This window comes from Flavobacterium sp., from assembly GCF_039932285.1.
Classification (GTDB): Bacteria; Bacteroidota; Bacteroidia; order Flavobacteriales; family Flavobacteriaceae; genus Flavobacterium.
In genome coordinates, this window is sequence record NZ_JBDTQE010000014.1 from 1 (window position 1) to 23397 (window position 23397).

The window sequence follows — 23397 nt, forward strand, 5'->3', positions numbered from 1 at the left end:
TTTTCTTTAGCTAATTTATCGACCATTGGCGCAATAGCATAACCTGTAGATTTTGTAGCATATAATTTTAATTGCGCTGCTAAAAGATCTTTTTCTGCAGGAATCAACAAATCTTTAAACATCGTTTCAGAAGCTTCCCTAATTGCTGGCGCCATTTGAGCACGCTTAGCAGCATCAGCTTTTACATAATTATCTAGTTGTTTTCCTAAAGTTCTTCCAATAGAACCATAAATAGTTGTTCTAAACAATTGTTGCAAATAATTATCATGACGGGATTTCTCGTTTGTTAAAGCATAATATTTATTAATATTTGAAACCACATTTCCGTACTTCGTTTTATTTGCTGGTAGGTTTGCCCATTTGTCAAATTTAGTTTCTTGTGCTGCTTTAGATTTTGCTGTTCCGAATTTGCTTAATGCATCAATCATTCCTTGACGATTTTTCCAATAATTAGCTGTCGATGCATATTTTGAAGCATAAACTAATCTAGAAGCATCGCTTTGATCCATGTATTTTTTCATATTATCCATTCCAGTCTTTGCCCCTTCAACCCAAGCAGGATAAGCAAATTTTACATTTTGCTCAATTCCTCCAGCCGGCATCCAACGGTTTGTACGACCTGGATAACCCAAAATCATAGCAAAATCTCCTTCTTTTACACCCGATAAATTTACTGGTAAATAGTGTTTTGGTTGCAACGGAACATTATTAGTTGAATATTCTGCTGGATTTCCGTTAGCATCCGCGTAAACTCTAAACATTGAGAAATCGGCAGTGTGACGTGGCCATTCCCAGTTGTCTGTATCTCCTCCAAATTTTCCTAAACTTTCTGGTGGAACTCCAACCAAACGCACATCTTTATAATCTTGATATACAAAATAGTAGTATTCATTTCCTTGGAAGAATGGACGAACAGAAACGGTATATTTTCCGCCTTCATTGTTTTCTTTTTCGATTAAAGAAATTTCTTTGTTAATAGCTGCTTCACGCTCTAATTCAGTCATTGAAGGATTTACTTTTGCTAAAATTCGTTTAGAACAATCGTCCATACGAACAAAGAAACGAACATATAAACTTGATGGTTTTTTTTCGTCGGCACGATTTGCAGCCCAAAAACCATCTTTTAGTAAATTATGTTCTGCAGTAGAAAGTTCTGCAATCCCGTCATAACCACAATGGTGATTTGTTAATACTAATCCGTCTTTAGAAATTAGTTCAGCTGTACAACCTCCATTAAATTGAACGATAGCGTCTTTTAAACTATGGTGATTGATACTGTAAATCTCTTCAGCTGTTAACTGCAATCCCATTTTTTCCATATCTCTGTGATTTAAACGTTCGATGAACATTAGGAACCACATTCCTTCATCTGCTTTAACACTTGCAGGAAGCAGCATTATTGCAACAATCAGAGATAAAATAATCTTTTTCATAATTTTGTTTTTTTAGTCGTGCGAATATAATTTATTTTTAAAAAACTTCAATAAAAAGCAACTACTAAAAATAGTTTGTTAAGATAATTTTAACTTAATATTTAAATTTATTAATTAGCAAAACGGCACTCAATGAGTGCCGTTTTTATATTACTTATTCTTTTATTACTTTAAAAGTTTTGCTATTTCCATTTTCTAAAATTATTTTTCCAAGATAAAAGCCTTTTTTAAGGTTGCTAGGATTAATTTTTAATTCTTCGCTACTTTTTTCTATAGTTTCACTAAAAACTTGTTTTCCTGACAAATCATATATTCCGATAATAACTTTCCCTAATAATTTATTGTCATCGCTATAAATCACAAACTCATCAGAAAAAGGATTTGGATATATATTTATTACCATTTGATCAGTTAAACTTTGATTCCCAATACTAAGAAATGGTTGTGAAAAATCTCCTTTTTCATTGTTGTTTTTATCTAACGAAGACACAACAAAATATTTAGTTCTTAATAACATTTCATTTACCAATAATTGATTTCCTACAACAATGTCTAAAATTTTAGAGCCATCATTTTGGTTTGTTAATGCTTCAAGCTCATTATCGAAAGTATAAACTACGTATTTTACAGGCAAATCACCGTCTGAAGCTACAGTTGGAGTATCCCATTTTACATACAATCCTTCTGTTCTTATATTTGTTGGAATATTAGGACAAATAATATCTTTTCCTATTCCTAAAATTGGGGGAGCAAATGATTTATATTGATATTGTGATCCGTTTAAAGTTGAATTAATTGCCTTCTCATTATTTTTTATAGAAGAATACCTGTAAGCAATTTGTCCAAAATTAGCATCCATATTAGTTGCTCTATTTTGAATAATTTGATTCTGAATTTCACTAACTGACCAATTACTTGCATCAATCATTCTATAATATGCTTGGCTTACATATAATTGCTTGTTTTTTGCTTTAATTTGATCATTCCACCATTTAGAAAGCGCTATATAATCTTGTGAACCTGTTATTTGCCAATACAGTTGTGGTGCTAAATAATCTAGTTTATCAGCATTTAACCACGCAATTGGGTCGCAATAAAGTGCTGAGAATGATGGATTTCCTGTAACTCCTGTTGGCATTCCTGATTTCCAAATCCCAAATGGACTTACTCCAAAAACTATATTTTTATTTTGGTTTGTGTTAATAACTTGAATTGCGTCATAAACTTTACCAATCATAATATTTACATTGTTTCTTCTCCAATCTGCAATGTTTGTAATGTTTGTTGGATTATTATCAATGTAAGTTTGATTGTCCTGATTCTTATTCATTCCTCCATTTGGATAAAAATAGTCGTCAAAATGTATTCCATCAATATCATATCTCGAAGAAATATCTTTAACAATACTGGTTATATAATCTTGAACCGCAGGAATTCCGGGATTTAGAATTTTTAAATTTGCATCATTAGAAGCTGTAAGAATCCATGTGGGTTGCGTATTCAAAATACTATTAGCAGAGGCTGCATAAGATGTTATATTTGCTCTAACTCTATAAGGATTTAGCCATGCATGCAAATCGAGACCACGGTCATGGGCTTCGGTAATTGCAAATGCTAATGGATCCCATAAAGGATTAGGTGCTAGCCCTTGTGTTCCAGTTAATCTATATGACCAAGGTTCGATACTTGAGTTATATAAAGCATCACATTCAGGTCTTACTTGTAAAAAAACAGTATTGTAATTATTGCTTTTTAGATTATCTAAAATAGCAATTAATTCTGCCTGTTGAACTGCTGGTGTTGCTAATCTATTCGTTGGCCAATCGAGATTAAAAACAGACGTTAAAAACACACCTCGTAAATCTCTTTTTGGAGTAGCATCGTAAAATTCAGTATTTTGAATGCATTGACACGTAGAGATTTGAAATATAAGTGATGTAAAAATTAAAATAATATTTTTTTTCATTATAATGGATTAAGCAACCCTCATTAAATCAGCTTACGAAGATATAAAAAAAATACTACTACTTATAAATTGTTAAATCTAACAATTAGAAAAAACCTGCAAAAAATAAATTTATTACAGGTTAGTTAAAAAAATTATGGGGTAAAATTTAGCTTTAATTATTTGCTAATCTGGTGGTTAATAAATTATTATTTTTCAATTGTAAATCAGGTGAACTTTTAAAATCCAAATCTGCAAATAATAATCCATTCACAACTTTTGAACAAGTGATGTTGAATTTTTCGTTATTATACCAACTTTCAAGTTGTTCATTATTTTCGACAACTTCACTACTAACATAGCTTTTACAATTGTTTAACAACATATTTTGAAATTTAACTTTTTCAAGATTTTCAGAATTTACATTCAAATTTGCATCAAAGAGAACAAATTTATTAAAACCTGAAACGACAGAATTTGACATCTCTAAATAGGCATTTTCTTTGATAAAAATTGCTTCTCTTAGTAATCCATCAGTATTTTGTACATCTTCATTTATCATAGTTATATTATTTGCAACTACTTTAGTCATTTTTTTTGTCAAGTCTGCATTTGAAATCAAATCGTAAGAATCAATTTCGAAAACTCTGAATTTTCCAGGATCTGAATAGTAAGAATTCCTAATGGCAACACTATTATTTATTTTTGCCTGAATTCCTTCTGTGAAATCAAAATCAATTTTATTAGCACGAAATGAGACTAAATTACTACCATTTAACTGGCCACCCAAAAATTTGAACGAATCAACTTTAGAAAAACTTACTTGAATAAAATCTAGTTTTGTTGCAATTCCTACTCCTGCTAATAGTAATGAACAAGCATCGTAAAGACCTCTTTCTTTTCCACCTGCAAATTCAATTCTTACATACTTTAATGACCCTGAAGTGTTATTTAAATAGTCGCCACCATATGTGTTGAACTTAGAATCGAGGTCTAAATTTAAGTAACCAATGTTTCCAAACCTATTTGTATTCGATTCTCCCATAATAACAACACCTCCCCAATCACCAGGTTTTCTTTCTGATGCCGATTTGTTTGATGTAAATACAATTGGATTTGTTTCTTCCCCATTAGCAATAATTTTTGACCCTTTTGTTATAACAAGCATTCCACGGCTATCATAGTCGCCTCTTATTAAAGTACCAGGTTCAATAGTTAATACTGCATTATTTGCAACATAAACTTTACCAATAATTAAGTAAATATTTTTTTTATAGAGTATAGTATTTTTATCAATGACACCTGTAAGTATTTCATTGGCTTCATTGTAGTCTGTGAGTTTTGGTTTAAAATTTGTCCAAGATTCTAACCAATTTTTTTCGCCGCTAATTCCTTTTCCTGTTTGAGCATTAAGTAATAGTGTATTACTTAAAATAATGTATAGAATAATTTTTTTCATAGGTAGGTAAGTTTTGTTTATAATATTTAAAATATTAAAATGATTTAGGGAAAATTTCTTTTATTATTTCAATTATAAAATTAAGAGGGATTTACACAAAAGTTGATGAGGTTAAACCTCATATTTTGTTAAAGTCATCATAACACCTAAATACTCGATGAAATGCCAATAAATTGGGTAAAGTGATTACTTATGTTTTAATAAAAATGGCAAAATGAAATCAGTATTCAATTATTTGATATAAAATAATCACTTTTTTGAAAGAAAAAATGACTCTAAAACAATTCATTTTAAGTTTTTATAAATAATATCATTTTTAAAATTTTAAAATTCGATAAAAAAAGGCTTCCAAAATAGAAGCCTTTTTTATAAAATAATGTTGAAAACTAATTTTCTGTATTTAGCATAGCCCATAATTTATCTTTTAATTCAATTAAGCCTTGTTGGGCAACTGATGAGATAAATAAATATGGAATTTCCGCAAAATCTTTGTCTAATTGTTTTTTCATTTCCACTTGTAATTCGGCATCAAGCATATCACATTTAGAAACAACAATTAAACGGTCTTTGTCTAACATTTCTGGGTTATAACGACGCAATTCATCTAATAGAATATCATATTCTTTCTTAATATCATCGGCATCAGCTGGGACTAAAAACAATAATGTTGAGTTACGCTCAATATGACGCAAGAAATAATGCCCCAATCCTTTTCCTTCGGCAGCTCCTTCTATAATTCCAGGAATATCGGCTATTACAAATGATTGATAATCACGATAAGCTACAATTCCTAAATTTGGTTTTAGTGTTGTAAATGGATAATCGGCAATTTTAGGCTTCGCAGAAGTTAGTACTGACAATAGTGTTGATTTTCCTGCATTAGGAAAACCTACTAAACCTACATCGGCAAGTACTTTTAGTTCTAATACAATATCAGCTTCTTGGGCTGGTAATCCTGGTTGAGAATATCTTGGTGTTTGATTCGTTGAACTGCGAAAATGCCAATTTCCTAAACCACCTTTTCCACCTTCGGCAATGATTCTTTTTTCTTCGTGTTCGGTTATTTCGAAAAGAATTTCGTTGGTTTCTTTGTCACGAACTACGGTTCCTAAAGGCACTTCGATATACTTATCTTCTCCATCGCTTCCTGTGCTTCGTGAGCTTCCGCCATCGCCACCGTGACCTGCTTTTACATGTCGTGCAAATTTTAGGTGAAACAATGTCCAAAGCGCTTTGTTTCCTACAAGATATACGTGTCCGCCGCGACCACCATCACCACCGTCTGGCCCACCTTTTTCGATAAATTTTTCTCTATGTAAGTGCGTAGATCCTTTTCCTCCTTTTCCGGATGAAACATATATTTTAGTGTAGTCTACAAAGTTACCTTCAGTCATAATTTCTTGTATTTTATAAAAAATTTAAAATAAAATACCTGACAGCCACTGGCTGTCCTCCTTTTAATTTCAAATCCTCTGTCATTTTGTTTTAGATTTCCTTATTAAAATGGAAATCGTTTCTAAAAACTATTTTTCAAGTAGGCGAATAATTGGCTTTTTAACCCCGATTTCAACGAAAATCCTTTGCTTTTTTTCTTTAGAAAAGCAAAGATTGAAGCGGAAAGCGGGAACATGATTTACTGAAAATGCCCGAATTATTCGTTCTTGATAATTATTATTTTTTTATTTTTCTGCTAATGAACTTACTAAAACCTTATCGATTTTTACGCCATCCATATCGATTACTTCGAGTTGCATTTTGTTCCAGATGAGTTTTTCTCCTACTTTTGGGATATACGATAACTCGGTCATTATTAAACCACTAACCGTTGTTACATCATAGTCGTTTATGAGGTCATCCATGTCGAAATAAGTCAAGAAATCATGTAGCGAGTAGTGTCCATCTACGAGCCAAGTACCGTCTTCACGGGCATTAAGCTGAAATTCTTCTTCGTAAAAATCGGCAGCATCACCTACAAGTGCTTCTAGAATATCGTTTAGGGTTATGATTCCTTGTATCATTCCATGCTCGTCAGTTACCAGAGCGTAATGCACTTTAGATTTTTTGAATATTTCTAAGGCTTTATATGCTGATGTGTGTTCGATAAAATAGACTGGTTCTTTTGTAATGGCTCTCAAATCGAAATTGCCTTTTTCGAAACTGGCGAACAAATCTTTTAGAAACACAATTCCTACAACCTCATCGAGATTGTCCTCGCAAACTGGATAAACAGAATGTAATTCGTTAAGCATTTTTGCTTTTAGCGAAGTAATATCGTCGTCTTCGATTGACAGATAAACTAATGAATTTCTGTGTGTCATTAGAGAATTTACTTTTCTATCTCCAATATGAAAAACACGCTCTACGATGTCTTGTTCTATTTCTTGAACTTCTCCTCCTTCGGTTCCTTCTTTGATAATTGCTTTTATTTCTTCTTCAGTTACTTTTCCGTCGGCTGTTGGTTTTATTTTGAGAATATCTAAAATAAAATCTGTGGTTGTGGTTAACAACCAAATAAATGGCGCAGTTACTACCGAAATAATTTTCATAGGAACAGCCACTGCTTTTGCAATAGCTTCTGGATGATTAAGTCCTATTCTTTTAGGCAATAATTCCCCTAAAACTAAAGAGAAAAACGTTAGAATAACGACTACAATTCCTACCGATAAATTATGTGAATAAGGTTGTAAAACTGTAAATCCTTCTAGAAATAATCTAACATCGGTTGTTATTTTGTCGCCAGAATAAATACCTGTAAGAATTCCTATTAAAGTAATTCCTATTTGTACCGTCGAAAGAAATTTGTTTGGCGAATTGGCTAAATCTAAAGCTGTTTTTGCACTAGTATTTCCTTTTTTTGCGGCCGATTCTAGTCGGTTTTTACGAGCGGAAATCAATGCAATTTCTGACATTGAGAACACTCCGTTTAAAAGAATTAAAAAGAAAATGATAAGTATTTCCACTTTTTGTTGATTTGGTTATTCGTTAATTTATCTGTTCGGGATAACGAAACCGTTTTATTATTATTTTTTGCTTTTTGCTAAGTTACAAATTATCGATGACTTTACTGAGTCGTTCAGTAATTTCTTGGATTGTACCAATACCATTTACAGCATGAAACTTTCCGTTTTTTTTATAATAATCCATTAAAGGAGCAGTTTTTTCATTATATTCTTGGTAACGATTTCTTATTTTTTCTTCGTCTTGATCATCAATTCTTCCAGAAGTTTTTCCTCTTTCTAATAATCGTTGTACTAAAATTTCATCTTCAGCTTCTAATGCAATTGTAGCTGTAATGGCTTGATTTTTTGATACTAAAAACGCATCTAAAGTACTAGCTTGTGTTAATGTTCTTGGAAATCCATCAAATAAAAACCCTTTTGAATGTTGGTTTTTATCAACTTCAGATTCTAACATTTTGATAGTTACTTCATCCGGAACCAAATCTCCTTTGTCTATAAAAGTTTTGGCTAATTTTCCTAATTCAGTTTCATTTTTTATATTAAATCTAAAAACATCACCTGTTGAAAGATGTGTTAGATTGTATTTTTCTTTTAAAAATTCTGCTTGTGTACCTTTTCCTGCGCCCGGTTTCCCGAAAAGAACTATGTTAATCATTTTAAAAAAATTGTGTAGTTATGTTGTTATTTATTTAATCTTTTAATTGGTATACTTCTGGCAAATTTCTACCCAAACCATCGTAATCTAAACCAAAACCAACGATAAACTTATTTGGAATTCTAATACCTATATAATCCAATTTAATATCTTTTTTGTACGCTTCTGGTTTAAAAAATAGTGTTGCGATTTTAAAATGTTTTACACCTTGTTTTTTGAATAAGGTTTTTAGTTCTTCGACAGTATTTCCAGTATCTACAATATCTTCAATAATTACAACAGTTCTTCCTGTTAAATCATGATTAATCCCTATAAGTTGTTTGACTTCACTAGTAGATTCCATACCATCATAAGAAGCCATTTTAATAAAACTTACTTCGCAAGGTGATTTGTAATGTTTCATAAAATCTGAAACAACCATAAATGATCCGTTAATAATTCCTACAAAAACAGGAACATCATCTGCAAAATCGGCTTCTACTTGAGCTGCCATCGTTGCAATTGCAAAATCTATTTCTTGTGCCGAAATAAAAGGAACAAAATATTTGTCGTGTAATTTAATTTCCATAGTTATTTTTATAGAATAATTGGCAAAGATAACAAATTAGCATTCATTTAGAAGATTTTATTTATTTTTGAAGTATGAATTTAGAATTACTTCAAAGAATTGAAAACAGTAGTGCTCATAGAAAAAGTCGAGAAGACAATGCACAATATATTTTAAATAATCCAAAACTAATTTCGGAGTTAATAAAATTAGCTTTCAACACGGGAAACAAAGACCACTATAAATACTGTTGGATCTTAGAATTAGTATTGGAAGAAAGACTTCATTTAGCAGATCCTTTTTTAGATGTGTTTTGCAGCAAAATATCAAAATTCTCTCATGAGAGTGCACTACGTCCCATTTCTAAAATTTGCATGTTCCTTGCTAAACACATGATATTGACCAAAGATCAAGAACAAAAAATCATTGAATCCTGTTTTGATTGGCTCATTCTTGAAAATGTAAAAGTGGCAACCAAAGCCTATTCTATTAGAGCATTATTTGAATTAGGTAAAAAAAATGACTGGATTTATCTAGAATTAAAACGGATTATTTCTGACGATTACACAAAATATTCTGCAGCATACAAAGCGGTTTCGAAGGAAATTTTAAAGAAAATGAAATAGATTTTTTCTATTAAACCTTTATAAAGTATCTTTGCTCAAACACACACAATTACAATGACACGAGCGAAGCGACTGCATTTGACTATTAAAAAACAATAACTACAACAAATGAATTATTTCTCTTCCAATTTTAAACTAGGAATTCTTGGTGGCGGACAATTAGGCAAAATGCTATTGGCCGAAACCAGAAAATTCGATATTCAAACTTATGTGCTCGATCCGAGTAACGAAGCACCATGCAAAATAGCTTGTAATCATTTTTTTCAAGGAAGTTTAATGGATTTTGAAACAGTTTATAATTTCGGAAAACAAGTCGATGTACTAACTTTCGAGATAGAACTCGTTAATCTTGAAGCTTTAGAGAAATTAGAAAATGAAGGTGTAAAAGTTTATCCATCACCAAAAACATTAAAACTAATTCAGAATAAAGGAATTCAGAAAAATTTTTACATTCAAAATAATATTCCAACTTCAAATTATTCAAGATTTACGAGCCTTGAAAATCTAGAATCTAATATTCAAAATCTGAAACTTCCATTTGTCTGGAAATGTACCGAATTTGGTTACGATGGAAATGGTGTGAAAATCATTAAAACAATTTCAGATTTAGAAAATTTACCAAACGTAGAATGCATTGCCGAAGAAATGATTGCTTTCAAAAACGAATTGGCAGTCATTGTGGTTCGAAATGTTTCAGGCGAAGTAAAAACCTATCCTGTTGTCGAAATGGAATTTCATCCGGAAGCCAATCAGGTAGAATATGTAATTTGCCCAGCAAGAATTGATGATAAAGTGGCAAAAAAAGCGACAGCAATTGCTTTACAGGTTTCGTCAACATTCAACCACGTTGGATTATTGGCTGTAGAAATGTTTCAAACTGAAGATGATGAAATTTTAGTAAACGAGGTAGCGCCAAGACCGCATAATTCAGGGCATCACACGATTGAAGCAAGTTACACTTCGCAATTTGAAAATCATTTGCGAGCCATTTTAAATCTTCCTTTAGGAAATTGCGATAGCAAAGTTGCCGGAATTATGGTAAATTTGGTTGGAGAAGAAGGCTTTTCCGGACCAGTAGTTTACGAAAATATCTCCAACATTATGGCGATTGGCGGCGTAACGCCGCATATTTACGGAAAAAGAGAAACGCGTCCTTTTAGAAAAATGGGACACGTTACTATAGTAAATGAAGATATGAAACAAGCACGTAAAATTGCGGAAGAAGTGAAGAATAGCATTAGAGTGATTAGTTAAAAAATAAATTATAAATTTTGAATGAAATCAACTACAATCATTTAAAATTTATAATTCAAAATTCAAAATATAAATATGAGCAAAGTAGCCATAATAATGGGTTCCATATCCGATATGCCCGTAATGCAAGAAGCAATTGACATCTTAAAATCATTTGAAATAGAAACAGAAGTCGATATTGTTTCGGCGCACAGAACGCCCGAAAAATTATTTAATTTCAGCAAAAATGCACACACTCGTGGCATTTCGGTGATTATTGCCGGAGCTGGCGGAGCGGCACATTTACCCGGAATGGTCGCTTCAATGTCGCCACTTCCAGTCATTGGCGTTCCGGTAAAATCAAGCAATTCTATTGATGGTTGGGATTCTGTTTTGTCTATTTTGCAAATGCCTGGCGGTGTTCCTGTGGCAACTGTGGCTTTAAATGGCGCGAAAAATGCTGGAATTCTTGCCGCTCAAATCATTGGTTCTTCAGACAAATTGGTTTTAGATAAGATTATTTCTTATAAAGAAGGACTTAAAGATGCAGTAAATGAGTCATCAGACGGATTAAAAAATAAAAAATAAAATTATTAAAAAATTAAGAAAAATTAAGACTTTACAATCATTCTTAATGTAACTTAAATTTCTTAATTGTTTAAAAAACTTAAATTCTTATAATGAAAATATTAACTTCCGCATTCAATACAAAACACGATACTGCGCCATTTTCTCAAATAAAATTAGAAGATTACAAACCCGCTTTTATCGAAAATATTACTTCCGCAAAAGCTGAAATCGATGCAATAATTAAAAATCCAGAGATTCCAACTTTCGAAAACACCATCGAAGCATTAGATTTTTCAGGAAATGCTTTAGATAGATTATCGTTTATTTTCTTCAACCTAAATTCGGCAGAAACCAGTGACGAAATGCAAAAAATCGCGCAGGAAGTAACGCCGTTATTAACCGAATTCAGCAATGATATCACATTAAACGAAGAATTGTTTAAAAGGATAAAATCGGTTTATGAACAAAGAGACAGCTTAAATTTAACTACAGAACAAACCACTTTATTAGATAAAAAATTCAAAAGTTTCTCCAGAAATGGTGCTTTATTATCCGAAGATAAAAAAACAAAACTTCGTGAAATTGATACCGAATTAGCAAAACTTAAACTGACTTACAGCGAAAATGTTTTGGCAGAAACCAATAATTATCAATTGCATATTACCAACGAATCTGATCTGAAAGGTTTACCAGAAGGAACGATTGAAGCTGCAAAAGCATTGGCAAAAAGTAAAGATTTAGATGGTTATATTTTCACTTTAGATATGCCAAGTTATTTGCCGTTTGTAACTTATGCCGAAAATCGTGAATTGCGAAAAGAAATATCTATCGCGGCTGGAAAAAAAGCATTTCAAAACAACGAATTCGACAATCAGGAAATCACGTTAAAAATTGCGAAATTGCGTTTCGAAAGAGCGAATTTATTAGGATATGAAACACATTCTCATTTTGTTTTGGAAGAACGAATGGCTCAAAATCCAGAGAAAGTAAAATCGTTCTTAAATGATTTATTGATTAAAGCAAAACCCGCAGCCGAAAGAGAATTTGCACAATTAACCGCATTTGCAAAAGAGCTAGATGGAATAGATCACTTAGAAAAATGGGACGGATCGTATTATTCTGAAAAATTAAAACAGAAATTATTCAATTTAGATGACGAGAAACTAAAACCATATTTTCAATTAGAAAATGTCTTAAATGGCGCTTTTACCATTGCCGGAAAATTATACGGATTGACTTTCACAGAAGTTTTTGACATCGATAAATACCACGAAGAAGTAACTACGTATGAAGTTAAAGATGAATTTGGTGAATTAGTTTCCATTTTTTACACAGATTTTTTTCCAAGAAAAGGAAAACGAAATGGCGCTTGGATGACAAGTTTCAAATCACAATATATTAAAGACGGCGTAAACGAAAGACCACACGTTTCTAACGTTTGCAATTTCACAAAACCAACAAAAACGAAACCTTCACTTCTAACTTTCAATGAAGTAACGACTTTATTTCACGAATTTGGTCACGGATTACACGGAATGTTGGCCAACACTATTTACCCGAGTTTATCAGGAACATCTGTTTATTGGGATTTTGTAGAATTGCCAAGTCAGGTCATGGAAAACTGGTGTTACGAACCGGAAGCCTTGGCTTTGTTTGCAAAACATTATGAAACTGGCGAGATTATTCCACAGGATTTTGTCGAAAAGATAAAAGAAAGCGCTGGTTTTCAAGAAGGAATGGCAACGTTGCGTCAATTGAGTTTTGGATTATTAGACATGGCATTTCACAGCAATAATCCAACCGAAATTAGCAATGTAAAAGCTTTTGAAAAAACCGCTTTTGAAGACACAACTTTATATCCCGATGTTGCCGAAAACTGTATGAGTGTTTCATTTTCGCATATTTTTGCTGGAGGATATTCTTCTGGATATTACAGCTACAAATGGGCTGAAGTTTTAGATGCTGATGCATTTGCCTATTTTCAAGAAAAGGGAATTTTTAATAAAGAAGTGGCAACAAAATTTAAAGAAAATGTACTTTCTAAAGGTGGAACCGAATTGCCAATGGAATTGTACAGAAGATTTCGTGGACAAGAACCACAACCAGATGCTTTGTTGAAACGTGCTGGATTGATATAAATTATGACAACAATAAACATAATTACAAAAGTAAACGCGCCAATTCAGAAAGTTTTTAATATTAATAGAAATATCGATATTCACCAACAATCTGCAAGTAAAACCAATGAAATTGCAATTGCAGGTGTAACTTCCGGATTGATAAATCATAATGAAACCGTCACTTGGCGAGGCAAACATTTTGGATTTTACTTAACTCACAAAAGCAGAATAACAGCAATGAATTTGTATGATTATTTTGTAGATGAAATGGAAGAAGGCAAATTTAAATCCTTCAGACACGAACATTTTTTTGAAGAAAGTAAAGGGGTTACAACTATGACCGACAAATTATGTTATGAAACACCTTTTGGTTTTTTTGGAGAATTATTTGATATTTTATTTTTGAAAAGACATTTGAGAAATTTTATATTGTATAGGAATCAGATTTTGAAAGAATTATCGGAATAAAACACATCAGCAAACTTAAGATTTTAAAAAAAACTTTATATCATTTCGTGAAAAATAAACTAACTAGATGATTAATTTACTTTATTTATTATAAAATTTTGAATAAAACAAAAATACCCATACAAACTCTGTTGTTGCCCATCATTATCTATAATATAAACTGCAAATGAAATCTTGACATCTTGATTAGAAAACTTATTAATACAAGATTTGAACAAAATAAAATTCTGATTCATTAAATATGTTGAGAATTCATTATCTACACCTACTTTATTTTGAACAACACTTCTTTCAAAACATTCTGGGTTAAACTTCCCAAACACTTTAACCTTATTTTCTTCCTTAACTGACTGTAATGTTTCTATTTTGTACAAAATAATAGAATCAAACGAGCCACCATCAATAGAAATACCTGTAAAAATAATTCTATCTCCTATTTCTGCTTGCAATGAAATACCATTTAAAGATATCTCAAACATAGGATTTAGATTTCTTGAACAAATAAGAAATCTATTAGACAAATCTATTTGTATTGGATTACAAAGATCAAGACTAGGTTCAGTATATTTTTTTTGAATCGAAATCGTATCGATCAAAATCAAAATTTGCTGCTTAAAAACAGGAATACTTGTTTTCATAATAATATTTTTAAAAAACAGAAAACACGAATAAGAAAAATTCTATTTCGTGTTTTCAATAACTTTATCTGAAATGTTACTAGTAAAGTTAATTAAGAATTTAAACTGGCACTACAACTTGAGGATCCCAATAATAATAACCATATAATTCCTGCGTTTGTCCATCACTTGCCAATGTATATACAGCAATATAAACATAAAAATTTTCTGTTCCGCCTCTAGCAATTTTAGAATCATAACTTGTAAAATTCTGAATTGTTAAAACTGGTGGGATACCGTTAGGCTGATTTGGATCAGGCTGTGCTGCTCTATTTCTAGTTACTATGTTCGTAACAAATGTATTGAACACTTTATCCCCTTTCCAATATTTAATTCCATAAAGTATAACAGCATCATCAGAATTTTGTTGAATTGAAGTTCCTCTGAAAGATACATTATCTCCAACATTAGCTTTAAAACTGAGATCAGCAGTCCCTTGACCTGATACAATTCCTCTAGGGCTATAACAAATCATATATTGACTGTTGTGGTTTATCCCTTGAGCATTATTAGGATCTGTGTTTTTTGGAAAATTTGCTTTAATATATTCCGTGTCTATAACAACAAGAATATCTATTTGTGCCGAAGAGGCTTTTAATGATTCGTTCATGATAAAAAAATTTTGTTTCCCTACTCATAAGGCTTTTCAGATCCGCCTCGTTTTTTATAGTGGTTTCTGAATTCCACTTTTCTGTTGTAATATTACTAGACAAACTTATTCAGATTTAACACAACTAAATAGCGTGAATATACCCGAATTATAAAACACGTATAATTACTAGTAAAATTAAAACATCAAGAAAAGAAGACTGAAATGAATTTTAATAAGGAAAATAATCAATAAAAAAACAAATAGATTTAGCCGAAAATTAGCAGTAAAAAACCTAAAATTATTGGAATACTTTCTACCCAAAAAGAAGTATAATATTTAGGCCGATTCTCGTTAGCAAAAAATATAAAAATCGCAATAATAACGGCAATAATAGACTGTAAGGGCAATGAAAAAAAATGATTATTGAGATTGTCATTACCATTGATATTGAAAATCTCTAATCCACAATAAATTAGCAACAAAATATAACCTAAATATTTCGTTCGCTTCACTCCTATTTGTTGCGGAACAGTTTTCAAATGTGGATCGTCGTATTGCAAATCGATGATTTCGAAAATTAAAATCAAAACAAAAACTAAAATAAAACGCTGTATGCATTTAAGATAAAAATCGGAACCAATTATAATTTCTGCGTTCAAAATTGGTAAAATTAAAGTTACACCTACCCAACTTAAAGCAACCATATAAATCTTGACACCAGCCCAATTTCTGGCATTTTTTCTATTAGGAAAAAAGGGAAGTGTATATAATAATGTGAGTCCTAAAAAAGCGACTGCAACAATTTGGGTATGTATTTGCAATTGAAAAAAACAAAAACCAACAGCAATTAATGACAAAAAACTTAAAAAAACAATTGCTTTTAGTTCATTTCGCATTTGTTTTTTTTGGACTCTAGCCAAAGCATCATATTTTACAAAATTATAACCCATAATCGTTCCAAAAAAAGCAAAATAAATGATTGCTTCATCATCATAAATATGAAACATATATTGTGTGATTCGCGACAATGCATAAACTGACAAAGCCACGTGAATACTGCTGTTTATGTAAAAATCGAATATCTGTTTAAAAATCTTCATTCAACAAAATTAGTCAAACTGTTAATAAGATTCTTATTTAGTTGAAAAATCGATAAAAATTGAACTTTAAAACAGCATTTATTAGCAGATTAATATTTATTTTTGCAATCAAAATTACACAACACATTCCTAGATTATATGAAAACAGATGCTTTTGCTTTAAGACACATTGGAACTGGTGAAAACGACCTAAACCACATGTTAAAAACTATTGGAGTTGATTCAGTAGATCAATTAATTTACGAAACAATCCCAACAGATATTCGTTTAAAATCTGAATTGAATTTAGAAGAACCAATGACAGAATATGAATATTTAAATCATATCTCAGAATTAGGTAAAAAAAATAAAGTTTTCAAATCATATATTGGTTTAGGTTACAATCCAGCAATTGTACCAGCGGTTATTCAAAGAAATGTTTTTGAAAACCCAGGTTGGTACACCGCTTACACACCTTACCAGGCAGAAATTGCGCAAGGTCGTTTGGAAGCGATTTTAAATTTCCAAACTACCGTTATCGAATTAACTGGAATGGAAATTGCCAACGCTTCTTTATTAGATGAAGCAACTGCTGCGGCAGAAGCAATGGCTTTATTGTTCGATGTACGTTCTCGTGATCAAAAGAAAAACAACATAACTAAATTTTTCGTTTCAGAAGAAATTTTACCACAAACGTTATCTGTTTTACAAACTCGTTCTACGCCACTTAAAATTGAATTAGTAGTTGGAAATCATGAAACTTTCAATTTTTCAAACGAATTTTTCGGAGCAATTTTACAATATCCAGGAAAATATGGTCAAGTAAACGACTATACTTCATTTATTGCAAAAGCTGCTGAAAATGAAATTAAAGTAGCCGTTGCTGCTGATATTTTATCTTTAGCAAAATTAAAATCTCCAGGTGAAATGGGAGCAGCTGTTGTTGTTGGTACTTCGCAACGTTTCGGAATTCCAATGGGTTACGGTGGACCACACGCAGCTTTCTTCGCTACAAAAGACGAATACAAACGTTCGATGCCCGGTAGAATTATCGGTGTTTCTATTGATGTAAACGGAAACCGTGCTTTGCGTATGGCATTAGGAACTCGTGAACAACATATTAAACGTGAAAAAGCGACTTCAAACATTTGTACGGCTCAGGTTTTATTAGCGGTTATGGCTGGAATGTATGCGGTGTATCACGGACCAAAAGGATTAAAATATATTGCCAATAAAGTTCACTCTTCTGCAAATACAACTGCTGAAGAATTAAATAAATTAGGTATTTACCAAACAAATACTTCCTTTTTCGATACGATTACTGTAAAAGCAAATGCTGCTAAAGTGAAAGCTATTGCAGAAAGAAATGAAGTAAATTTCTATTATATTGATGCAGAAACGATTTCTATTTCATTTAACGAAACGACTTCAATTACTGACATCAACCAAATTATCGGAATTTTCGCAGAAGCAACTGGAAAAGAATTTACACCCGTAAAAATCCTTTTACCTTCTGGAAGAATTGCTGATGGTTTAGAAAGAACGTCAACTTTCTTACAACATGACGTTTTCAACAATCATCATTCTGAAAGTCAGTTGATGCGTTATATCAAAAAATTAGAACGTAAAGATTTATCGTTAAATCATTCGATGATTTCTTTAGGTTCTTGTACGATGAAATTAAATGCTGCTGCCGAAATGTTGCCTTTATCTATGGCAAATTGGAACAATATGCATCCATTTGCTCCTATCGAACAAGCGGAAGGTTATCTTACCATGCTTAAAAAATTAGAACAACAATTAAATGTCGTTACTGGTTTTACAGGCACTACTTTACAACCTAATTCTGGGGCGCAAGGTGAATATGCTGGTTTAATGGCTATTCGTGCGTATCATTTATCTCGTGGAGACAACCACAGAAAGGTTTGTTTAATTCCTTCTTCGGCTCACGGAACCAATCCGGCTTCTGCAGCTATGGCTGGAATGGACATTATCGTAACAAAAACAACTCCAGAAGGAAATATTGATGTAGAAGATTTAAGAGAAAAAGCTATTTTACATGCAGCTAATTTATCTGCTTTAATGGTAACTTATCCTTCAACTCACGGTGTTTTTGAAAGTTCAATTATCGAAATCACTAACATCATTCACGAAAATGGTGGTTTAGTATATATGGATGGTGCGAATATGAATGCGCAAGTTGGATTAACCAATCCGGCTACAATTGGTGCTGATGTTTGTCACTTAAACTTACACAAAACCTTCGCTATTCCTCACGGTGGTGGTGGACCAGGTGTTGGACCAATTTGTGTGAACGATAAATTAGTGCCGTTTTTACCAACCAATCCAGTAATTAAAGTGGGTGGTGATAAAGCAATTTCTGCAATTTCTGCTGCTCCTTATGGTTCGGCTTTAGTTTGTTTGATTTCTTACGGTTACATTTGTATGTTAGGTGCAGAAGGCTTAACTAATTCAACTAAACACGCCATCTTAAATGCCAATTATATGAAAGCGCGTTTAGAAGCTCATTATCCAGTTTTATATTCTGGAGAAATGGGAAGAGCGGCTCACGAAATGATTTTAGATTGTCGTGCTTTTGAAGACAACGGAATCAAAGTAACCGATATCGCTAAACGTTTAATGGATTATGGTTTCCACGCACCAACGGTTTCTTTCCCAGTAGCCGGAACGTTAATGATTGAACCAACAGAATCGGAAGATTTAGCAGAATTAGATCGTTTTTGTGACGCGATGATTTCAATTCGTAAAGAAATTGCAGCTTCAACTAAAGACGATGCTCAAAATATTTTGAAAAATGCACCTCATACTTTAGCAATGGTTACTGCTGACGAATGGGTTTTCCCTTACACAAGAGAAACTGCTGCTTTCCCATTAAATTATATCGCTGAAAATAAATTCTGGCCAACTGTTCGTCGTGTTGATGAAGCGTATGGAGATAGAAACTTAGTGTGTTCATGTGCGCCAATTGAGGCTTATATGTAATTAACTAGTCATAAAATTTGTAAAGTCGAATGTCATAAAGTACTAAAAAAACACTTTGACATTCGACTTTTGACTTTAAGATATTTAGACTAAAAAAATGAAAGACATAGAAAACCAAGAAGACTTATATTTGTTAGTCGATGAGTTTTACAAAAAACTACTTGCTGATGATGCCATTAGTTATATTTTTACAGATGTTGTAAAAATTAAAATTGAAGAGCATTTACCTATTTTGGTTACCTTTTGGTCTCAAGCTATTTTAGGAACTGGAGGTTATACCAAAAACCTGACTCAAATACATTTAGATATCAATCAAAAAGAACATTTAACTCCAGAGTTATTTAAAATTTGGCTAAATCATTTTTACACTACTGTTGATGAAAATTTTATGGGTGAAAAAGCGGAGCAAATAAAAACCCAAGCATTAAGTATTGCAACCATAATGCAAATTAAAATCATTCAACAAAACAAATAATTTTTTATATTATCAATAAATTAAGATAATGTTAAATGAATATTTTGTAATAATAATTAAATTTTAAATTTTTTAATTAAAAAAGGATATTTTATTGATACTTTAGCATAACCAATTACTACAAAATGAACATCAAAATAACGGGTTCAGGAAGTTATATCCCGAATCAAATCGTAACCAATTTAGATTTTGCAAAGCATCAATTTTTGAATGAAGATGGAAGTGCTTTTAATGCTTCAAACGAAGTCATCGCTCATAAATTCAAACAAATAACAGGAATCGAAGAACGACGATATGTAGATACAAATCTTGTAACTTCAGATATTGCCTATTTTGCTGCTCAAAAAGCAATTGACACAGCAAATATTGACCCTGAAACTTTAGATTATATTATTTTTGCGCACAATTTTGGCAATGTAAAACAAGGAGCTATACAAGCTGATGCTGTACCAAGTTTAGCCGCGAGAGTAAAACAAAAATTAAGAATAAAAAACCCAAAATGTGTCGCTTATGATATTTTATTTGGTTGCCCAGGCTGGATAGAAGGTGTTATTCAAGCGCAAGCTTTTATAAAAGCAGGAATGGCAAAAAAATGTCTGGTTATTGGTGCCGAAACTTTATCGAGAGTCGTTGATATTCACGATAGAGACAGCATGATTTATTCTGATGGAGCTGGCGCAACTATCGTTGAAGCTACAAATGAAGATGGTGGTATTTTAGCGCATGCTTCTGCAACTTTTGCTACCGATGAAGCTGATTATTTGTTTTTTGGTAATTCATTTAACAAAAACCTTGATAAAGATGTTCGTTACATTAAGATGCAAGGACGTAAAATATATGAATTTGCATTAAATGAAGTTCCAAAAGCCATGAAAGACTGTCTCGACAAAAGTGGCATTCCAATTTCTGAAATAAAAAAAGTTTTAATTCATCAGGCAAATGAAAAAATGGATGAAGCAATAATTCATCGTTTTTTTAAACTTCACAATCAAGAAACACCCGAAGGTATTATGCCAATGAGTATTCACAAATTAGGAAATTCTAGTGTAGCAACAGTACCTACTTTGTATGATTTACTCGTAAACGGAAGAATAGAAAATCAAGAAATAAAAAAAGGCGATGTTATCATTTTTGCATCTGTTGGAGCAGGAATGAATATTAACGCGATGGTTTATCGTGTATAATTTCTAATTTTATTTATCCAAAGTGTCACTTGATAAACCAATTTTAATTTATAAATAATAAAAATATTCAGAAACAAACACAATGAAACCTTATATACTAAAGTGTACATTTCATTGATTAATTTTGGTAAAAAAAAGACAAACCCTAAAGTTGTTACAAGAATTAAAACCAATTTCAGGTAATTATAATCGAAAGGAAACAGCTTGAATTTTTTGTAAATAAAAAGCAATTTAGCAAAATTGAAAACCACCATCGATAATAATGAGGCTACTGCAACAGCTTCAATTCCAAAATTGAAATAAAGTATAAAGAGTAAATTTAAACCCACATTCAACACAATAAGTATAGCAATGGCGATTAAATTGAATTTATAATATTTCGAATACGTAATTATTTCGCTATTAAAACCTGTTCCCATATTAACCAAAACATTAAATCCTAAAATGAGAATTATAGGGATTGAGGTCATTAGTTTTTCGTGAGTGGGCAACATCATAAATAAATTTTCGATTCCCAAAAAAATACAACTGTATAAAAGTGCGCCAATAAAGAAAAGCAACTTCGATATTTCTTTGTATTTTAAATTTAATTCCGAAAAATTATCGTTTTTTAAATAATTGGAAATAATAGGTGCATATAATGCAAAAACACCAGTCGCTGGTATGGCTAATGCCGATGCTAAAGTCACGCCGATGCTAAATGTTCCGTTGGCTTCCATCGAGATAAATTTAGGAATCATCAGGGCATCAATCCTAAAAGCAAAAACAGAGCCCAAACTTCCTGCAAAAGCATACATCGAAAAATGATAATAATCTCTTTTAGAAACTTCATTAAAAAGTGATTTAAAGTCTAAATTAAATTTAGGTTTAAAATATTTATACAAATAAATCGCAAGTAAAATAAAAATTAATCCATACGAAAAAATGTAAAAAATAACAGATTGACTAAACGTTATGTAATGATACAACAACAATAAAAAAATAATGGGCAGCGAAATTTTCGGGATAATATTGTCTAAAAATGTAGGAACCGATATTTTCTGAATAATTGTAGCTTGCTTTTTGAATAATTCGATAAATGCCAAACATAGCGCAATAGGAAAAGCAATATAAACATATTTCATTCCTTTGAAAGCTGGAATAAAAGAAATTATAAAAAGTAATCCGAGAATAAAACCACTTATAACTAGAATAGAAAATATACTATAATTAAATAATTTTTTCTTGTGTAATTCGTCTAATTTTGGGGTAAAATTGACCAATGCTTGCGATGCACCTATAAGCATTATAGGAAATAAAACATACGAAATCGCATCGATATACCTGAAAATTCCGAGTAGTTCTTTGTCATTTGGATAAATAAAAAGTGTAGAAACTACGCCAATAACAATTCCGACATAATTAATTATGGTAAAGAAAAAAGCCTGCTTTTGGGAAATTTTATTTGACATAAGCCATCGATTTTTTTCTAGCTATTTTAATCATTCGTACACTGAAAACAAGCTGTACATAATAAACAACCAAATTATAAAATAACTTTACAATAGAAGAAAAAGAATAGCTTTTTTTGAAATACTTTGGCAATCCAAAAACCGATTTTAATGCCTTTGTATAACTCAAAAACAAAGTGTCATTTATATCTAAAACCTTTGATAACATTGTATATTTCGACTGGATTATATCTTTTTTGAAATTCCGTGTAATTTTCCTGTCATGGCATATTTTAGCATTTTCAGCAATTATAATTTGAAATTGATGGTACAAAACACGGTCACAGTAATTTCTATCTTCTCCATAATGTCCAAAAAGCGGTTCGAAACCACCCACTTTTTGCAAACAATCTCTAGAAACAAGCCAAGCAGCTGCGTTTACAAAAGGAACATTTATAATAGTTGCATCTAAACTTCCTTCTATTTTTCTATTATAATAAGTCACAAAACCTTCGTCGAGCGTTTTTTCATCGCCAGAAAAATGCATCGGACTTACAATTCCAAATGAAGGATTTTTCTGAGCAACAGCGACTAAATTCAAAATAGTATCATCAAAAATCCAAGTATCTTGATTGAGTAAGAAAACATAATCTGCTTGATGATTTAAAGCATAATCGATCCCAATATTATTGGCTTTTCCAAATCCTAAATTTTCTTTAGATTGAATGAGATGAATTTCTGAAAATTGTTTTAAAAGTTCAACTGAATTATCAGTAGAACAATTATCGACAACCACAATATTGACAGGAAAAGTAGAACGCAACAAAGAATTGATGCATTTCTCTATCCATTTCGAACCATTATACGTCACAATGATGACAAAAACCTTTTTATTCAAAGCCAATATTTTTATTATCCTACAAAAATAAGGATATTTGTAG

20 protein-coding genes are annotated in these 23397 nt (G+C 31.6%); 8 read left to right on the plus strand and 12 right to left on the minus strand.

Going from position 1 to position 23397, the window contains the following annotated elements:
* The 7 genes from ABI549_RS04555 to ABI549_RS04585 form a co-directional block, all read right to left on the minus strand.
* Positions 1-1433, minus strand: a 1433-nt coding sequence (locus tag ABI549_RS04555; protein WP_348075270.1) for a S46 family peptidase, incomplete at its 3' end; no start/stop codon positions are given.
* Between the two features lie 154 nt (positions 1434-1587).
* Entirely contained in the window at positions 1588-3399 is a 1812-nt protein-coding gene (locus ABI549_RS04560) for a family 10 glycosylhydrolase (RefSeq protein ID WP_348075271.1), read from the minus strand.
* 154 nt (positions 3400-3553) lie between these two features.
* On the minus strand, positions 3554-4837 hold the full coding sequence (locus ABI549_RS04565) for a hypothetical protein (RefSeq protein ID WP_348075272.1): 1284 nt from the start codon (positions 4835-4837) through the stop codon (positions 3554-3556).
* A gap of 386 nt (positions 4838-5223) precedes the next feature.
* The gene (gene obgE, locus ABI549_RS04570; protein ID WP_348075273.1) at positions 5224-6231 is read right to left on the minus strand and encodes a GTPase ObgE; all 1008 of its coding nucleotides are present in this window, start codon (positions 6229-6231) and stop codon (positions 5224-5226) included.
* A 285-nt stretch (positions 6232-6516) separates the two neighbouring features.
* Entirely contained in the window at positions 6517-7797 is a 1281-nt protein-coding gene (locus ABI549_RS04575) for a hemolysin family protein (protein WP_348075274.1), read from the minus strand.
* Between the two features lie 82 nt (positions 7798-7879).
* Positions 7880-8452, minus strand: a complete 573-nt coding sequence (locus tag ABI549_RS04580; protein ID WP_348075275.1) for an adenylate kinase — start codon at positions 8450-8452, stop codon at positions 7880-7882.
* Positions 8453-8486: 34 nt separating this feature from the next.
* Positions 8487-9020: a phosphoribosyltransferase family protein gene (locus tag ABI549_RS04585; protein WP_348075276.1), complete on the minus strand. Its 534-nt coding sequence runs from the start codon at positions 9018-9020 to the stop codon at positions 8487-8489.
* A gap of 74 nt (positions 9021-9094) precedes the next feature.
* Between ABI549_RS04585 and ABI549_RS04590 the strand changes: the two genes are divergently transcribed.
* The 5 genes from ABI549_RS04590 to ABI549_RS04610 all read left to right on the plus strand — a co-directional run bounded on the left by ABI549_RS04590 (position 9095) and on the right by ABI549_RS04610 (position 14016).
* Entirely contained in the window at positions 9095-9625 is a 531-nt protein-coding gene (locus ABI549_RS04590) for a hypothetical protein (protein WP_348075277.1), read from the plus strand.
* Between the two features lie 108 nt (positions 9626-9733).
* The gene (locus ABI549_RS04595; RefSeq protein WP_348075278.1) at positions 9734-10879 is read left to right on the plus strand and encodes a 5-(carboxyamino)imidazole ribonucleotide synthase; all 1146 of its coding nucleotides are present in this window, start codon (positions 9734-9736) and stop codon (positions 10877-10879) included.
* Positions 10880-10954: 75 nt separating this feature from the next.
* Positions 10955-11446 carry a 5-(carboxyamino)imidazole ribonucleotide mutase gene (purE, locus tag ABI549_RS04600; RefSeq protein WP_348075279.1) on the plus strand — a complete coding sequence of 164 codons (492 nt, stop codon included), beginning with the start codon at positions 10955-10957 and terminating at the stop codon, positions 11444-11446.
* Between the two features lie 92 nt (positions 11447-11538).
* Positions 11539-13566, plus strand: a complete 2028-nt coding sequence (locus ABI549_RS04605; protein WP_348075280.1) for a M3 family metallopeptidase — start codon at positions 11539-11541, stop codon at positions 13564-13566.
* Positions 13567-13569: 3 nt separating this feature from the next.
* Positions 13570-14016, plus strand: coding sequence for an SRPBCC family protein (locus ABI549_RS04610; RefSeq protein ID WP_348075281.1), 447 nt, complete (start codon positions 13570-13572; stop codon positions 14014-14016).
* Between the two features lie 71 nt (positions 14017-14087).
* On the opposite strand, the gene ABI549_RS04615 is transcribed toward ABI549_RS04610, so the two are convergent.
* The 3 genes from ABI549_RS04615 to ABI549_RS04625 form a co-directional block, all read right to left on the minus strand.
* Positions 14088-14654 carry an AidA/PixA family protein gene (locus ABI549_RS04615; protein WP_348075282.1) on the minus strand — a complete coding sequence of 189 codons (567 nt, stop codon included), beginning with the start codon at positions 14652-14654 and terminating at the stop codon, positions 14088-14090.
* 100 nt (positions 14655-14754) lie between these two features.
* A complete protein-coding gene (locus ABI549_RS04620) occupies positions 14755-15303 on the minus strand; it encodes an inclusion body family protein (RefSeq protein WP_348075283.1) in 549 nt (182 codons plus the stop codon).
* A gap of 248 nt (positions 15304-15551) precedes the next feature.
* Positions 15552-16385 carry a hypothetical protein gene (locus ABI549_RS04625; RefSeq protein ID WP_348075284.1) on the minus strand — a complete coding sequence of 278 codons (834 nt, stop codon included), beginning with the start codon at positions 16383-16385 and terminating at the stop codon, positions 15552-15554.
* A gap of 138 nt (positions 16386-16523) precedes the next feature.
* Between ABI549_RS04625 and gcvP the strand changes: the two genes are divergently transcribed.
* The 3 genes from gcvP (at position 16524) to ABI549_RS04640 (ending at position 21026) form a co-directional block, all read left to right on the plus strand.
* Positions 16524-19367, plus strand: a complete 2844-nt coding sequence (gcvP, locus tag ABI549_RS04630; RefSeq protein ID WP_348075312.1) for an aminomethyl-transferring glycine dehydrogenase — start codon at positions 16524-16526, stop codon at positions 19365-19367.
* Between the two features lie 97 nt (positions 19368-19464).
* The gene (locus ABI549_RS04635; protein ID WP_348075285.1) at positions 19465-19842 is read left to right on the plus strand and encodes a group III truncated hemoglobin; all 378 of its coding nucleotides are present in this window, start codon (positions 19465-19467) and stop codon (positions 19840-19842) included.
* 125 nt (positions 19843-19967) lie between these two features.
* On the plus strand, positions 19968-21026 hold the full coding sequence (locus ABI549_RS04640; protein WP_348075286.1) for a ketoacyl-ACP synthase III: 1059 nt from the start codon (positions 19968-19970) through the stop codon (positions 21024-21026).
* On the opposite strand, the gene ABI549_RS04645 is transcribed toward ABI549_RS04640, so the two are convergent.
* Both ABI549_RS04645 and ABI549_RS04650 read right to left on the minus strand, forming a co-directional pair.
* Positions 21014-22477: a hypothetical protein gene (locus ABI549_RS04645; RefSeq protein ID WP_348075287.1), complete on the minus strand. Its 1464-nt coding sequence runs from the start codon at positions 22475-22477 to the stop codon at positions 21014-21016. The two genes, ABI549_RS04640 and ABI549_RS04645, sit on opposite strands and share 13 nt — an antisense overlap.
* Positions 22467-23354, minus strand: coding sequence for a glycosyltransferase family 2 protein (locus tag ABI549_RS04650; protein WP_348075288.1), 888 nt, complete (start codon positions 23352-23354; stop codon positions 22467-22469). The genes ABI549_RS04645 and ABI549_RS04650 overlap by 11 nt, the downstream gene beginning before the upstream one ends.
* Positions 23355-23397: the final 43 nt, after the last annotated feature.